Here is a 15670-nt window from a genome sequence, read left to right on the forward strand (position 1 = left end):
ATGTCCTGCCATTGGGCAGGAGTCACTGGGAAGCCTGCACTCTATGCGTCAGCATGAGTGCGGGAGTACGTCACGTATTCATACTCAAGATAGGGTGGACATGGACCCAGAATAGAGGGGGAAGGAGAAGAGGCGCGTAGCATCTGCTACTGTTCTGAGGACATGGCGAGGAGAAGCTGGCACCACCTAAGGAGCCGCCGGCAACCGGCCAGAGCAAGTTTGCAGAAGATAGGAACCTAGGGACAGAAAAATGGCGACAGCGCGACGGGTGGCACGGGTAGCCGAGCTGATCAAACGGGAGGTCAGCCAAATCCTGCTCTCGGAGATCAAAGATGACCGGGTGGGGGCAGGGATGGTCAGCATTGTGGACGTAGAGGTTTCCAATGACCTGCAAAATGCCCGCATCTTCGTCAGCATCTATGGCGATGAAGCGGCCCAGCAGCAGACCATGGAGGGGCTGGCTTCCGCCACTCCCTTCGTGCGGCGGGAAATCGGTCAGCGCCTCGGCCTGCGACGGGTGCCGACGGTGGTGTTTTTGCAGGATCGCTCTTTGGAGCGGGGATCCCGGGTTCTGGCCCTGCTCAACCAACTGAGACAGCCCGCTGAGGCCCAACAACAGGAGGGATCCCACCCTGGGGTTGAGGGAAGGATGGCGGACACCCCTGGGGGTGAAGAAGACGAATTGAGCGAACAAGAATAGTTGCTCGCTTTAAGAGTTGCCCACTTTCGTGCCAACCTGGGGGATCTGCGCTAAAGCTCCGCCTGCTTTGCACAAGCGAGAAAAGAACCTACCTGAATGACCAAGTGGACCGGAGAGGCCTTGGCTTCGCAGCGATGCGGACAACCTCAAAGCAATGTTGTCTCACGGAGAAGTTTTTGGATTTGTTAGGCTTAAGGAAGCCATACGGCCTTTTCCCCGGCCATCTCATCTGTACAGGGCTCAATGTCGGCGGCATGCTTACGCCAACCGGGGCCTTCTGCCCCAATGGGCAGCACCGTCGCTGCCGTAAACCGGCGAAAGGGCTGTAAAGTTGCGGTTTGTGCCTTTTCTGCCTTTTCATGGATGTTCAAAGCCCACTGCAACCGGATCCCGCTTTAGCGGGTGCTACTCCACTCCAAGCTCTGCAAGCTCTGAACCAGAGTGTTGCCGAAGCTTTGGTTTCCTGCTTGAAAGGGCAACCCCAACAAGCCACCCAGCACCTTTTACTGGCTCTGCCGCAGTTAATGGCTGCTCTGGGGGCTTTGAGGCAAAAATCTTCCGTTGGCGTCAGCGGGCCGGAGGCCTTGGTTGAGTCTACAGGCCGGGCCTCAGAAGCCAACCCCAAGCGCATCATTCACATCGAAGGCAACCGCGTGCAAGTGTGGGTGGATAACCAGATTCGGAGCAGTTGGAGCATTTGGTCGGTGGGAGATCTCAAGGAAGTCTGCCGGCTGGCAGAAGAATTTGATTGTGGCCTCAGCTATTCCCTGGGAGATAGCTCAGGGTCGAAGTCAGAAATGCTGCTATTGGCCTCCAGTCCTGCGGAACTGCCGGATCTGCTCTCGAAATCCGAAGACTCTGCTGCCTAGCAGCCCCGTTCTCCGATCGCTGTTTCTCTTGTGACCCCATGCCTATGGCGACACCCCAACGGCTCCAGAAGCTCTTGGCTCAACAGGGGCTGGCCTCCCGTCGCCAGGTGGAAGCCTGGATCCTGGCCGGGCGCATTCGGGTGAACGGGAAGGTGGTCACCGAGCTGGGCTTTAAAGCCGATCCCGAACGGGATCGCGTCGAGGTGGATGGACGGGTGATCCCTTTCGGGGATCCAGCCCGCTACGTTTTGCTCCTGCACAAGCCCCTGGGGGTTTTGTCAACCTGCAAGGATCCGTGGGGGCGCAAGACGGTGCTGGATCTGCTTCCCCCGCCCTGGAACCGGCAGATCCGCCTTTATCCCGTGGGCCGACTGGATGCAGACAGCAGTGGGGCGCTGCTGCTCACCAACGATGGCGACCTGACGCTGAAGCTGACCCATCCGCGCTATCATCTGCCCAAAATCTATCGGGTGCAGGTACAGGGGCGTCCGAGCCGGGCTACCCTGCAACAGTGGCGAGACGGAGTAAACTTAGAGGGGTACACCACTCTGCCGGCAGAGGTGGAGTTCTGCCCTGCTCCCAACTTTGGGTATAGGCAGGATGCCAATTCCTCGTGGCTGAGGGTGGTTTTGTTTGAGGGGCGCAACCGGCAAATTCGGCGCGTAGCGGAGCAGCTGGGGCATCCGGTGCTCAGGCTGCATCGGGAAGCAATCGGCCCGCTGCACCTCGGAAACCTAAAGGCAGGTCAGTTCCGCCTATTGGAGCCCCAAGAGGTTCAGGCTCTGCTAGCCCCTCTTGCCGGTACCGACAGCTTGGCTCTGTTCAGAAGCGCCTCTTTGCACTCTTTCCGTCCCTCTTCATAATTAGCTGTGGGAACTGTGCGCACAATCTCACACTAGCCTCCTCTCTTCCGCAGGTAGCCGAACGATGCAAGAGTCGGAACGCTCTAAGGACTCGGTCCCGCTAACGCGATTGGAAGCCCTGGGATCCCTGTTGCGGCAAACACGAGAGGCACGGGGGCTGACGTTGACAGATGTAGCCAACGATACATTCATCCGCTCCCAATATCTGCAGGCCCTGGAGGAAGCAGACTTGAGTCGGCTGCCGGAGCCGGTTTACGTGCAAGGCTTCATTAAGCGCTATGCCAACTATCTGGGGCTGGATGGCGAGGCTTTATCTCGGCAAGCTTTGCCACTCCTATCTGCCAAAACGCCCCATGCGCTCCCTCCTCTTACTGCTGTTGGCGAACAGCCGGCCTTTGCCCTGCGCCCCTTTCACCTTTGGGCCGCCTATGTGGTGCTGGTCGTGCTGGCGGTGGGAGGGCTGTCGGCTCTTTTGGACGGCACGGGCAACCCCTTTGGGCATTGGCTGGCCAGCCTACAAAGCGGCGAGGGATCCCAGTCGCAGCCGCGAGCAGCTGACTCCCCTGGGCGCAGCCCAGAACCGACCCTTCGCCAGATGTTTCCCACACTGGATCAGTGGACGCGCATCCAGGGGGTTTTCCCCGACGTGTTGGAGGCCCCGCCGCGCAAGCCGGTGCGCCTTGATATTCGCGTGGTAGAGCGTCCCTCCTGGCTACGAGTCATTGCCGATGGACAAACCGTTTTTGAGGCCACCCTGCAGCCGGGGGCGGAGCTGAACTGGGAAGCCGAGCGATCGATTGTGCTGCGCGCCGGCAATGCCGGCGGGGTGTTGGTGACCTTCAACGACCGCGATCTGGGAGTGATGGGAAGGTTTGGAGAGGTGAAAGAGCTGATGTTTGAGCCGGGGCTAGACATTCAATCCTTCCAATCCTTGCAATAGGGATCCGGCTCGGACGGAGGGGCTAAAGGCCTTGATTGGGTTGAGGTAGGGCAGAAGCGATTTGCCACCCTTGGGATTCCAACTGCTGCAGCAGACGCCAGACTTTGTGCAGATCTTTGTCGCCCGGCTGGCGTTCCACACCGCTGGAGAGATCAATGCCGCTGGGCTGGAGGTGGCTGAGGGCCTGCAGAACATTGTCTGGGGTGAGGCCACCGGCCAGGAGCCAGGGCAAGGGCAGAGAGCGGTGGGCCAACTCTGGCCAGTTGAGGGTTTGCCCAGTGCCACCCGCACGCTGGGGGTGATAGGCGTCCAGAAGCAGAGCCTCCACACAGTCGCCGTAGAGGTGGGCTGCCTCCAGATCTGCCAGGTGGCGAATGCGCAGGGCCTTAATGCGGCGAATGCCAGGGAGCCATTCTCCCAGTTGCCGGCACTCTTCTGGCGATTCCCGGCCGTGGAGCTGAACAGCCGTGAGGCCGCCCACTTCCACCCAGGTGGCAATGGTACGGGGATCCGGATCCACAAAGACCCCCACCTTTTCCACATGGCGGGGTAGGGAGGCAAGCCAGCGGGCCTGGGAGAGAGGCAAATAGCGCGGCGTGTTGGGCACTGCGATAAACCCAAGAGCGCTCACCCCCAGCGCGGCGATAGCCTCCGCTTGATCCTGGCGGGTGATGCCGCAGATTTTGACAAACAACCGGCCCATTGGGATCCCTTCCGACAATCCCCTACTTTTGGTCGGGGCGCATTTGCAGACGATCCGGCTGTGCTGGATGAAGCGTGTTGATCCGGCGCACCATTTGCCACAGCCGTCCAAAGTTACGCTGGTTAAAGTGCATCACCAGCCGCGGCAGATGGGCAATCTCTTCCTCTGCTTCTTCCGGCAAAGCCTCGGTTTGCTCGATCCGGCCCGAGTCGAGAATGTCGGCAAACTCTTCGTTTAAGATATCCAGAGCCTGGGGCGAGAGCTTGGCATTCAAGCGCAAAACCAGCAGTTCCCGCACATAGCGATTGCTGTGAAAGATGCGATAAAAATCTAGGATCTGCTGGCAGGCGTCCCCTACATCGTCGGTTAAGGTGTATAAGAAGAGATCTTCCGGGCTGATCAGGCCGCGGCTGAGTAGATGCTCCCGCACATATTCATCCCATTCTTTCCAGTAGCAACCGCCCTTCTTGTCCACCAGCACCAAGGGCATGAGCTTGGTTTTGCCGGTTTGCATCAAGGTCAGACATTCAAAAGCCTCATCCTGCGTACCAAAGCCACCGGGGAAAAGCACCAGCGCATCGGTTTCTTTGACAAAAAAGAGCTTGCGTGAAAAGAAATACTTAAAGTTAATTACCCGATCGCTGGCGGCAATCACAGGATTGGCCATCTGCTCGAAGGGAAGCTGGATATTCAGCCCAAACGAGTTTTCCAGCCCTGCGCCCCGATTGCCGGCTTCCATAATCCCACCGCCGCCCCCCGTCAGCACCATGAACCCTCGCTGGCTGATGCAGTGGGCGAACAACTGTGCCTGGCGGTATTCCGGGCTGTCCGGCCCTACCCGTGCCGACCCAAAAACTGTTACCTTGCGCTGATGGACATAGTTCTGGAAGGCCGCAAAGCCCTGCTCCAGATCCTCAAGCGTGGCCGCTAGGATCTTAGCGTCCAGGCGGCTGAGATTCAGAGATCCCATCCGCTGCAGCGACTGCAAAACGCGCAGCCAAGCCGTCCGGTTGGGGTGATGCTCCAACTGCTTCAGACGAGTCTCGGCGTTGGAGAAAACTTCCTGGAGAAGAGAAGAAAGGGAATCAGCCAAGCCAGAATCCAGAGTTCTCTGTCATTACTTTTTACTGCAATAGGCTATCGACGCTAAATGCTACTTAGGCCTTACCCCCGGATCCAAACATAGCGCTCTGAAGCGTTGAGGGCCGCTCCTCCTGCTAGGACCTTAGCTCTCGGCAGGCGTGTCGAAGTGCTTCTCCAGAATTGTCGTTAGAGTTGCCTTGGGCACAGCGCCGACTACCACATCGACCTTCTGGCCTCCCTTGAAGAGCATCAAAGTGGGAATGCTGCGAATGCCATACTGGCTGGCAGTTTGGGGATTCTCGTCTGTATTAATTTTCACAACCTTAACCTTGCCGGCATACTGCTCGGCTATCTCCTGAACCACAGGAGCCACCATCCGGCATGGGCCACACCAGGGCGCCCAGAAATCCACTAAGACCGGAATATCGCTACGCAGCACCTCTGCCTCAAAGGTAGCATCAGCGACGTCTATTGCTGCAGACATGCTTGGAGAACTCCTGAAACAGTACATACCTGTCACTTCAAGCAATTCTATCACAACTTTCTGGGCTTTTGTTTTAGGCCGCAGCAGGCGCCTGCAATTTTCTGCCGGAGGGTCAGGCTGAACAGGCGAGCTTTTTCCAAGCCGAGCGGGGTATTCTGGACTGAAGGAGTGAGAAAGCGTGCAAGGGCCGATGACATTTGAGCTCGGGCCAGAGGGAAGCAATCAGGCTGAAGCCGAGAAGCGGGCTTCCGTCCAGGAAGTGGCTGTGGATTTTATTCGCCACGGCATAGCCGAAGAAGCGCAAGCGGGAGTGGAGGACGCTTTTCGCGCCTTGACCGATGAGGGACGCAAGCGCTGCCGCAAAATTGCCCGCCAACTCAAGGATATGGGCTGGAAGTGGGATCTCCTGCTCACCAGTCCCCTTGTGAGGGCGCGGCAGACGGCGGAGATTTTTTTCGACGAGAACTTGGCCGAAGCTCTAGAAGTGTTTGAGCCGCTGGCCCCGGACGGCAGCTTCGCCGACCTGGTGCGCTGGCAGGCGGAGCGGGATCCCTTCACGTCTCTGGCCTTGGTCGGCCACCAGCCGGATCTGAGCCTGTGGATACAGGCGGCTATTGGCCTGCAGCCGGCCAATCCCCAGGCCATTACCCTCAAAAAGGCAGGCTTGGCCCAGGTGCGCTTTGCAGAAGGCCGTATCGACTATTGCCAGGGATCCCTGACGTTGTTGCTTTCTCCCAAAGTGATATTGCGCTGACTCTGCCCCCCTGATGTAGCTGTGCGAACGTGGCAGCTAGCGTTAACTTTTGTTAAGGTGGTACAAACACCCAGGCGTAGGGAGCATTTCACGATGGCTAAGATCTTCACCCCTGAATTCAACCAGTTTGAGACCATCAACGCCACTCAGCTAGAAATCGCAGGAGCCCCGCACTGTACCCGTAGGGTCAGTGTCGGGAGGAATGCGCTTTGATGAAGTACAATGAACTTATGAGCCAAGTCCTGACCATATCCTGCAAGCTCAAGGTGTCCCCGTCGCAAGCCGCCAAATTGGACGCGACTTTGGAGGCTTTTGGCCAAGCCTTGAACTGGGTCAACCAAAACACACCCGAGAAAGTCGCCAACGCCGTTAAGCTCCAGTCTCTGTGCTACCGCGAAATCCGGGCCCGGTTCGGCTTGTCCAGTAACTTGGCTCAACAGGTGTGCAGACGGGTGGCAGGCGCTCGCAAAGTGGCGAGACAGCGCAACCGTCCGGTTAAAGAGTTCAAGCGTAGGTTCGTTACCTACGACGCACGTATCTTTTCATTCCGCGAGAAAGACTGGACGGTGTCGCTGACCACGGTTGAAGGGAGAGAACGCTTTGAGCTAGCCATTGGTAACTACCAGAGGGGAATGCTGGCTGGTTCTAACCCAAAAGCTGCCACCCTAGTCCAGCGGAAGGATGGCTCCTACTACATCCAGATTTGCGTAGAGAAAAAGCCACCCAAGCAACAAGATACCGACAAGGTGATCGGGGTGGACTTGGGGAGGACAGATATTGCCCATACGTCAGAGGGGGACAACTGGAATGGACAGCAGTTGAACAAAGTCCGAGACCACTACTCCCGGTTGAGGGCGGTACTCCAACGCAAAGCCAGTAAGGGCACCCGCAGTTCGCGGCGCAGATGCAGAGAACTGTTGCAACGGCTGTCTGGCAAGGAGAGGCGCTTTCAGGCGTGGGTCAATCATCGCATCTCTAAAGCTATTGTCTCTAGGGCAAAAGCTACCAACAGCGCTATCGCCCTGGAAGACCTGACAGGGATCCGGGAAAGGGTCAATCAACAGCCACGCAGCAAAACCGAGCGGCGCAGGGCCAACAGTTGGGCGTTCTACCAGCTACGCCAGTTTCTGGAATACAAGGCGAGAGTTGCAGGGGTTTCTCTGGTTCTTGTGCCGCCTGCCTACACGTCGCAGACCTGTCACAAATGTTTACACATCCATCCCGATCCTGCGCAATCCTACCGCAGTGGCAAGTCGTTCAAGTGTGGGCACTGTGGATGGGAAGGGGATGCGGATTTGAATGGTGCGAATGTGATTGCGCTTTTGGGGGCTGTCGTAAACCAGCCTAGAGGTTCGGGCCTGTTTTGTTCTCTGGTAGAGCAGAACAGGCTCAGGGCTACTGAAAGCCCGCTCCGTACCGCTTAGCGGTCGGAGCCGGGTAGTTTACGCGTGGTCTTTGTTTTTTACCATCAGCGCCTCCGACCGGCTCCTGGGGGAAGACCCGGCTGTTGGCCGCTACATTACGCTGGCCCTGTTCAGTGCCATTCTCACCGGGATCCTGAATGTGCTGCTAGCGCTGTAGTTGGCGGACGGTCTGAGGCTTTCTGAGACCTCGGTCTTTTGCGTTGTCAAGGGCCCGCCGGCAGTAGGGCTTGGCCTGAGGCAAGGGGGATCCTGCTCTCAGGTTTTTTGCTTTTGAATGGGAGAGGATCCCTTGTTTTTTCTCAGGGTTCTTCTCATGAGCGCTTCGATAAGTTCCCTCAAAACCGAACGTCTGGCGGCGGCCTTGCCCGCCGAGCTGCCGCTGCTGCTTGCGCCAGCGGGGGATTGGGAGTGTGCAAAGGCGGCGGTGGAAAACGGAGCCGATGCCATCTATTTCGGGCTGGAACGGTTCAACGCTCGCCTGCGCGCCCGCAACTTCACCGAAGCGGATTTGCCGGAGCTGATGGCCTGGCTGCACCGGCGCGGGGTGCGGGGCTACGTAACTTTAAATACCTTGGTCTTTCCCGAGGAGCTGGAGGAGGCGGAACGGTACATCCGCGCGATGACAGCAGCGGGAGTAGACGCGGTCATTGTGCAGGATGTCGGCATTGCCCGCCTGGTTCGGCATCTTTCTCCCGATTTCCCCATCCACGCCTCGACGCAGATGACTGTCACCAGCGGCGTGGGAGCTGAGTTTGCCGCCGAGCTGGGCTGCGAGGTGGTGGTGCTGGCGCGGGAGTGTTCCCTCAAGGAAATAGCCAAGATCCGCGCCCATCTGGAAGAGAGGGGATCCCCAATTGCTCTGGAGGTGTTTGTCCATGGGGCCCTCTGCGTGGCCTACTCCGGGCAATGTCTGACCAGCGAAGCCCTGGGAGGACGCTCGGCCAACCGTGGAGAATGCGCCCAGGCCTGTCGCCTGCCCTATGAGCTGGTGGTGGACGGGATCCGGCGCGACTTGGGCGAGAAGCGGTATTTACTCAGCCCCCAGGATCTGGCCGGGCTGGAGGTGCTGCCGGAGCTGGTCAAGCTGGGGATCCACTGTTTGAAAATTGAAGGCCGCCTGAAATCGCCGGAATATGTAGCTAATGTAACGCGCATCTATCGGCGGGCCTTGGACGCTCTGGGGGCAGGGCAGGCGTGGCAGCCCTCAGCCCAGGAATGGTATGAGCTGGAGATGAGCTTTTCCCGCGGCTTGTCCACCGGCTGGCTGCGGGGCATCAACAACCAGGAGCTGGTACACGCCCGTTTTGGCAAAAAGCGGGGGGTTTACCTGGGGCAGGTGCTGAAGATCGAAGGGGATCAGGTGGGGGTGCGCCTAGAAGCCCCCCTCAAGCCGGGGGATGGGGTGGTCTTTGACCAGGGAGAGCCGGAGCTGCCCGAGCAAGGAGGGCGGGTTTACTGCGTGCAGGAGAGGCAGGGGTTGGCCTGGCTCGGCTTTGCCCGGGGGGCCGTTGACTGCAAACGCCTGCGGGTGGGGGATCGCCTCTGGAAGACCAGCGACCCGGAGCTAGAAAAGCGCCTGCGCCAGAGCTATGCCGGGGATCAGCCTCGCTTTCAACGCCCCATCCACCTGGAAGTGCACGGCCAGGCTGGACTGCCACTGACCCTGATCCTACGGGACGAAGAGGGCCACGTGGTGCAGGTGGATTCCCCACTGCCTTTGCAACCCGCTCGCCAGCAGCCCCTCACCGACGAGAAGCTGCGGCAGCAACTGGGCCGCCTAGGGGGCACGCCCTTCCGGCTGGGATCCCTGCACAACGCCCTGGAGGGAGAGGTGATGCTGCCGGTCAGCGTCCTCAACCAGATGCGGCGCCAGGCGGTGGAGCAGTTGCAAGCGCTGCGGGCCCGGCCCCGCCGCTGGCAGCTCAATCCTGAAGCCCGCTGGCAAGACCTGCTGCCGCCCCAGGAGCAAGCCGAGCTGGGATCGCCCCAGCTAGTGGTGTTGGTGCGGGAGCCGGAGCAGGTGCCGGCGGCGCTTGCCTGTGGCATCCGGCAGATCTACCTGGAGTTTGAGGATCCCCGTCGCTACCGAGAAGTTATCCGCGCTACCAAAGCTGCTCACCCTGAGGTGGAGCTGTGGGCGGCCCCACCCCGCATCACCAAGCCGGGAGAGACCTGGATTTTAAAACAAGTGTTGGCGGCAGGAGCCGATGGCTACCTGGTGCGCAACTACGACCACCTGCGCTTTTTTGCCAACCAGCGCTGCATTGGCGATTTTTCCTTGAACGTGGCCAATCCCCTCGCCGCCCATTACTTGAAAACCCGCTACCGCCTGGAGCGCCTGACCGCCTCCTATGACCTCAACCACGAGCAACTGGGATCCCTGCTGGAGGCCGGCCCCGCCCACTGGTACGAGGTTACCATCCACCAGCACATGCCCATGTTCCACATGGAGCACTGCGTCTTCTGCGCCTTTCTCTCCAGCGGCACGGATTACACCAACTGTGGTCGCCCCTGCGAAAAACACCAGGTAAAGCTAAGGGATAGGGCCAATGTGGAGCACATCTTGAAAGCGGATGCCGGCTGTCGCAACACCCTCTACAACGGCAAAGCCCAGACTGGGGCAGAATATGTGCAAAAACTGCTGGATCTGGGGCTGCGCTATCTGCGCATCGAGTTCCTCCAGGAGTCTCCTGCGGAGATCCAACAAACTCTGCGTTGTTACCAGCAACTCCTTCAGGGCCAGATGAGTGGCTCTCAACTGTGGCGCCAGCTGAAGCTCCACAGCCAGCTAGGGGTAACACGCGGTTCTCTGGAAAGTTGACGAGGGACGCCCATGCTCTTTTCGCCGCAGCAGATGCTCCCCCCCGCCCTCTACCCCCTCCTGCACCGGAGCCTGAAGACTCTTTTCCCGGAGGCTCTCTGGGAGCTGCCCCCGCATCCTAAGCAGCAGGTGGCCCTTACCTTTGACGACGGCCCCCACCCGCAGCACACGCCAGCTCTCTTACGGGTTTTGCAGGAGTTTCAGGTGCCGGCCACCTTCTTTGTGTTGGGGGAACGGGTGCAGCGCTGGCCCCACCTGGCCCGGAAAATCCGCCAACAGAGCCACGGCATTGGCCTGCACGGCTGGCAGCACCGCTCGTTTACCCAGCTTAGCCGAGGCGAACTGCTACAGAGCTTGCGACGCAGCCAGGATACCCTCGTGGCTGCCTGTGGCGGCACCCCAGAAGAGTATCGGGCCGTGCGCCCCCCCAACGGTCTCTTCTGGCCCCGGACGCTAACTGACTTGCGCTCCTGGGGGTATTTACCGGTGATGTGGAGTGTGGTGCCGGAGGATTGGCTCTGCCCGCCGGTGGCCGTGGTGGTGGAGCGGGTGCTCAACCAAGTCCGGCCCGGCTCCCTCATCGTGCTCCATGATGGTGTCCAGGGGGGAGCCCAAGTAGCCGAGGTAACGCGCCAGTTGATCCCGGCCTTGAGAGAAGAGGGGTTTGACTTTGCCGGCCTGCCGGATCCCGCAGACCTTCCCAGTTGCGGAAAAGATTGAATACAGTAGGAGTCAGCCATCGACAAGGAGGCAAGCCATGGGCGCGCGCAAGATCATCTACGGCATTTTTGGGCAGCGGGCCGGCAGCGTTATTGTCGGCACTTGGAACTGGCTGTGGGGGATCCCAGTGGACAAGGGCGGCACAGGGGCGGTGATGGTGGCAGAAGAATCGCTGCGGGCCATGCAAGAAACGGTGCAACGCCTCACCGAAGCCGTCGCCACCCAGGTGGCCGCCTACCAGCGCGCCGAACAGAAATACATGCAAAAGGTGCGCGAGTACCGGGCCCTGGAGAACAAAGCCCGCCTGGCCGCCCAACGGGGGGATCAAGAAGCCGCCCGCCTGGCCATGGCAGAAGCGCTGCGCATTGAAGCGATTCTCGGCCCGCTTAAGGAGAATGTGGAAACAGCAGAGCGCTACGTCACCGCTGCCAAGCAAAAGCTGGCCCGCGAAAAAGAGCGGCTGGCGGCCTACAAGAGCGAGCTGAGCAACCTCAAAGACATCTACGAGGTGAACAAAGCCCTTGAACAGATGACCCGCGTTAACAACGCCTATAGCATTGACTCGGCCAAGTCCCAATTCGAGGCGGCCAAGAACGCCATCCAAGCTCGCCAGCTCAAGGCGCGCGCCCTGAGCGAGCTCTCCGAGGATCGCAGCGAGCAACTTGCCGCCCAACTGGACGAAATGGCCCTCGACGACGAGGTCTCCCGCCGCCTGGCCATGCTCACCGGCCAAGGAGGCGGCTCGGCCAATCTGCCCTTGCCGGATCTGGATTTCGAGAAGCGGCTTCCCCAATAGTGGGGATCCCTTCTGGCTATTGCTCCGCCTTGTCGGGGCTTTTCCTTACGCTGAGGTGTCGTTCCCAGGAGATAGGGTAAACCTAGTCCTCGGCGAAATCGGCCTCCACCACCCCACCGGTCTCGGGGCTGGCAGCCACTGCCTGCGCCGGGACGGCTTGTGCCACCTGTGGCACTTGCACGAGCTGGGGCGTGAAAACGAACAGGTTGTAGACCGTGTTGCGGCGGATGTTGTCCATCATCTCCAGGAACAGCTCGTAGCCCTCGTTCTTGTATTCGATGAGGGGATCCCGTTGCCCATAACCCCGTAGGCCCACCGCTTCCCGCAAGGCCTCCATCTGCTGCAGGTGCTCCCGCCAGAGGGTGTCCACCTGCTGCAACAGGAAAAAGCGCTCCGCCTTCCGCATCAAGCCGGGCTCGAACGTATCCAAGAAAGCCTCTTTGGCCTCGTAGGCCAGCTCCGCCTGCTTGATCAGGTGGTCTAGGATTTCCTGATAGGAGAGATCCCGCAAGTCGTCGGCCTTGAGGTTCTCTTTGAGCAGGGGCACAAACTCCTGCATCTTGGCGGTCAGCTTGTCGATTTCCCACTCTTCCGGCGGCAGCTCCGGGTTGACGTGGGCCCGCACGATCTCTTCAACGGTCTTGCGCATGTAGTCGAGGATCTTGGGTTTGAGGTTCTCCCCTTCCAGGATGCGCCGCCGCTCCGAGTAGATGGCCCGCCGCTGGTTGTTCATTACCTCGTCGTACTCGAACACCTGTTTGCGCAGGTCAAAGTAATACACTTCCACCTTGCGCTGCGCGTTCTCCAGGCTGCTGGAAAGCAGCGGGTGCTCGATGGGCATGTCTTCGTCTACCCGGAACATGTCCATCAGCTTGGCCACCCGCTCGCCACCGAAGATCTTGAGCAGGTTGTCTTCTAGGCTGAGGAAAAAGCGCGAGGAGCCAGGGTCTCCTTGCCGTCCGGCGCGGCCCCGCAACTGGTTGTCGATGCGGCGGGACTCGTGGCGCTCCGTGCCGATGACATGCAAGCCCCCCAGCCGCACCACCTCCTCGTGTTCGGCCTCTGTGACCTTTTCGTACTCGGCCTTGATGCTGTTGTAGACCTCCCGCAGTTGCAAGATCAGAGGATCCTGCACCGGCGCCTTCTCCGAGGCCACCGCGATGAGATCTTCCACCACCAGCTCCGGCAGACGGTTCAACCCGTACTTGGCCACTGCGGCTGCCACCACCTCGTCCAAAGCCTGGCTGGTGCGGGCCGACAGCTCACAGGGGTAAAAGTTGGGAGAGACCACCGTCCAGGATTTTTTCGGCTTGGGCGAGGTTCCGCCAAACCCTTGCCCACCGCCCCGTCCCACCATGGGAACGGATCCCAGGGGGTTGTCGGCGTCCAGTTGGGCCAGCTTGGGCATCAGCCGTTCCCGCAGCTTGAGGCGGGCCATGTACTCCGGATTGCCGCCCAAAATAATATCCGTGCCCCGCCCGGCCATGTTGGTAGCAATGGTTACAGCACCTTTGCGTCCTGCCTGGGCGATGATTTCCGCCTCCCGTTCCACGTTCTCCGGTTTGGCGTTGAGGAGGTTGTGGGGGATCCCCATTTCCTTGAGCATGGCCGAGAGGCGTTCGGATTTCTCCACGCTGGTGGTTCCCACCAAAACAGGGCGCCCCTGGGCGTGCATGTGGGCAATCTCCTCGGCGACCGCTTTCCACTTGGCGTTTTCGGTCTTGTACACCAAATCGGGGGCATCTTTGCGGCGAATGGGCCGGTTGGTGGGGATCACCGTGACTTCTAGGTTGTAGGTTTTGCTGAACTCGGCTTCCTCGGTGCGGGCAGTGCCTGTCATGCCGGAGAGCTTGGGGTAGAGCAGGAAGAGGTTTTGGTAGGTGATGGTGGCCAGGGTTTGGCTCTCGTTTTGAATCGGCACCCCCTCCTTGGCCTCCACCGCCTGGTGCAGCCCGTCCGACCAGCGGCGACCGGGGAGCACCCGCCCGGTGAACTCGTCCACGATCACCACCTCTTGGTTGCGGACGATGTAGTGGACATCCCGGATGAAGAGCTCCTTGGCCTTCACTGCATTAAAGACAAAGTGCGCCCAGGGATCCTTGGGATCGAACAGGTCGGAGACCCCCAGCAGCCGCTCCGCCGCCTCAAACCCTTCGTCGGTGAGGATGACGTTGCGGGCTTTTTCGTCCACCTCGTAGTGCTCGTCCCGGATCAGCTCCCGCGCCACCTGAGCCGCCTTGAGGTATTTTTCGGAGGGGCGGGCCATCTGGCCGGAGATGATCAGGGGAGTGCGGGCCTCGTCGATGAGGATGGAGTCCACCTCGTCGATGATGCAGTAGTTAAAGGGCCGCTGCATCACCTCTTTGATGTCGGTGGCCATGTTGTCCCGCAGGTAGTCGAAGCCCAGCTCGCTGTTGGTGCAGTAGGTGATGTCGCAGTGGTAGCTGCGCCGCTTCTCGTCGGTGGACATGCCCTCTTGCACCAGGCCGACGGTCAGGCCCAGGAAGCGGTGCACCTGCCCCATCCACTCCGAGTCCCGCCGGGCCAAGTAGCCGTTGACAGTAACGATGTGAACCCCTTTCCCGGTCAGGCCGTTGAGATAGGCAGGCAAGGTGGCGACCAGGGTTTTCCCTTCGCCAGTTTTCATCTCGGCAATCTGGCCCTCGTGCAGCACCATGCCGCCAATGAGCTGCACATCGTAGTGGCGCAAGTTGAGAACCCGCTTGGCCGCTTCCCGCACCACTGCAAAAGCCTCGGGCAGGAGATCGTCGAGGGACTCCCCTCTATCCAAGCGCTGGCGAAACTCGGTGGTCTTGGCCCTGAGCTCCGCATCCGAAAGGGAGGCGATCTCAATCTCCAGCGAGTTGATCAGCTTGACAACAGGCAGGTACTTGCGGATCTTGCGATCGTTGGGATCCCCAAGGAGCTTCTGGAGAATTTGGAGCATGGGCAAGCCTAGGCCAATCATTAAAGTAGCGATATAGCGCAATTTTACCATTCCAATTGGCTTGGCCGGCCAGCCCAGCCAAGACGGCAACAGCCCTTTGCCAAGAAAGCCCCAAGCCCTGGAGGGGGGAAAGTGCTTGCGGCCAAGGGCAAGAAGATGTCAGGCTAGGGAAGCGAAGGGATCCCAGGGCTTATGAACTTTCTAGGCGTTGGACTGCCGGAAATGCTGGTTATCTTTGCGGTGGCCCTCTTGGTGTTTGGGCCGCGCAAGCTGCCGGAGATTGGCCGTGCCCTAGCCAAAACCTTGCGCAGCTTGCAGGATGCCGCCAGAGAGTTTGAGGCCCAGTTAACCCAGGAAGCCGAGGAGCTGGAAAAGGCCGCCCGCACAGCCGCTCCCAAGGGCGCCAAAACAGCAGCTCCAGCCCCAACCCAAACCAACTCGACCGGCACAGCCGACCCGTCCACAAAGCCGGCTGCCGAAGCAGAGCCTGTGGCCGCCGCATCCCCGTCCGAGGGCTCGTCAACGGCGGATGCTGCCTAGTCTATGCCCCGCTGCAACCTGCTCTG

15 protein-coding genes are annotated in these 15670 nt (G+C 59.9%); 11 read left to right on the forward strand and 4 right to left on the reverse strand.

The features are described 5' to 3' along the window. Window positions 1–250: 250 nt before the first annotated feature. From rbfA to NW855_RS00190, 4 genes are all read left to right on the forward strand, one after another. Window positions 251–700 carry a 30S ribosome-binding factor RbfA gene (rbfA, locus tag NW855_RS00175; protein WP_414402961.1) on the forward strand — a complete coding sequence of 150 codons (450 nt, stop codon included), beginning with the start codon at window positions 251–253 and terminating at the stop codon, window positions 698–700. 359 nt (window positions 701–1059) lie between these two features. Beyond that, window positions 1060–1569, forward strand: a complete 510-nt coding sequence (locus NW855_RS00180; protein WP_011429665.1) for a hypothetical protein — start codon at window positions 1060–1062, stop codon at window positions 1567–1569. 44 nt (window positions 1570–1613) lie between these two features. Next, window positions 1614–2432, forward strand: coding sequence for a pseudouridine synthase (locus NW855_RS00185; RefSeq protein WP_011429664.1), 819 nt, complete (start codon window positions 1614–1616; stop codon window positions 2430–2432). Window positions 2433–2496: 64 nt separating this feature from the next. Then, a complete protein-coding gene (locus NW855_RS00190; RefSeq protein ID WP_099812362.1) occupies window positions 2497–3372 on the forward strand; it encodes a helix-turn-helix domain-containing protein in 876 nt (291 codons plus the stop codon). Between the two features lie 22 nt (window positions 3373–3394). Here NW855_RS00190 and NW855_RS00195 read toward each other — a convergent pair whose 3' ends face one another. From NW855_RS00195 to trxA, 3 genes are all read right to left on the reverse strand, one after another. Next, the gene (locus NW855_RS00195; RefSeq protein WP_011429662.1) at window positions 3395–4075 is read right to left on the reverse strand and encodes a phosphoribosylanthranilate isomerase; all 681 of its coding nucleotides are present in this window, start codon (window positions 4073–4075) and stop codon (window positions 3395–3397) included. 22 nt (window positions 4076–4097) lie between these two features. Then, window positions 4098–5168, reverse strand: a complete 1071-nt coding sequence (locus NW855_RS00200; protein ID WP_414402960.1) for an LOG family protein — start codon at window positions 5166–5168, stop codon at window positions 4098–4100. Window positions 5169–5300: 132 nt separating this feature from the next. After that, window positions 5301–5642, reverse strand: a complete 342-nt coding sequence (gene trxA, locus NW855_RS00205; RefSeq protein ID WP_011429660.1) for a thioredoxin — start codon at window positions 5640–5642, stop codon at window positions 5301–5303. A 190-nt stretch (window positions 5643–5832) separates the two neighbouring features. Between trxA and sixA the strand changes: the two genes are divergently transcribed. The 6 genes from sixA (at window position 5833) to NW855_RS00235 (ending at window position 12157) form a co-directional block, all read left to right on the forward strand. Next, window positions 5833–6396, forward strand: coding sequence for a phosphohistidine phosphatase SixA (gene sixA / locus NW855_RS00210; protein WP_083759151.1), 564 nt, complete (start codon window positions 5833–5835; stop codon window positions 6394–6396). Between the two features lie 230 nt (window positions 6397–6626). Then, window positions 6627–7820: an RNA-guided endonuclease InsQ/TnpB family protein gene (locus NW855_RS00215; protein WP_011429658.1), complete on the forward strand. Its 1194-nt coding sequence runs from the start codon at window positions 6627–6629 to the stop codon at window positions 7818–7820. Between the two features lie 31 nt (window positions 7821–7851). Then, window positions 7852–7977, forward strand: a complete 126-nt coding sequence (locus NW855_RS00220) for a hypothetical protein (RefSeq protein WP_011429657.1) — start codon at window positions 7852–7854, stop codon at window positions 7975–7977. A gap of 156 nt (window positions 7978–8133) precedes the next feature. After that, window positions 8134–10641: a DUF3656 domain-containing U32 family peptidase gene (locus NW855_RS00225; protein WP_414402750.1), complete on the forward strand. Its 2508-nt coding sequence runs from the start codon at window positions 8134–8136 to the stop codon at window positions 10639–10641. A 12-nt stretch (window positions 10642–10653) separates the two neighbouring features. Further along, window positions 10654–11361, forward strand: coding sequence for a polysaccharide deacetylase family protein (locus NW855_RS00230; protein ID WP_414402749.1), 708 nt, complete (start codon window positions 10654–10656; stop codon window positions 11359–11361). A 37-nt stretch (window positions 11362–11398) separates the two neighbouring features. Beyond that, a complete protein-coding gene (locus tag NW855_RS00235; RefSeq protein ID WP_099884191.1) occupies window positions 11399–12157 on the forward strand; it encodes a PspA/IM30 family protein in 759 nt (252 codons plus the stop codon). Between the two features lie 82 nt (window positions 12158–12239). Here the strand turns inward: NW855_RS00235 and secA are convergent, their stop codons facing one another. Next, on the reverse strand, window positions 12240–15095 hold the full coding sequence (gene secA / locus NW855_RS00240; RefSeq protein WP_414402753.1) for a preprotein translocase subunit SecA: 2856 nt from the start codon (window positions 15093–15095) through the stop codon (window positions 12240–12242). A 201-nt stretch (window positions 15096–15296) separates the two neighbouring features. Between secA and NW855_RS00245 the strand changes: the two genes are divergently transcribed. Next, window positions 15297–15644, forward strand: a complete 348-nt coding sequence (locus tag NW855_RS00245) for a TatA/E family twin arginine-targeting protein translocase (RefSeq protein ID WP_099884193.1) — start codon at window positions 15297–15299, stop codon at window positions 15642–15644. The last annotated feature ends 26 nt before the right edge of the window (window positions 15645–15670 follow it).

The sequence above is a fragment of the Synechococcus sp. RC10B2 genome (assembly GCF_047502635.1).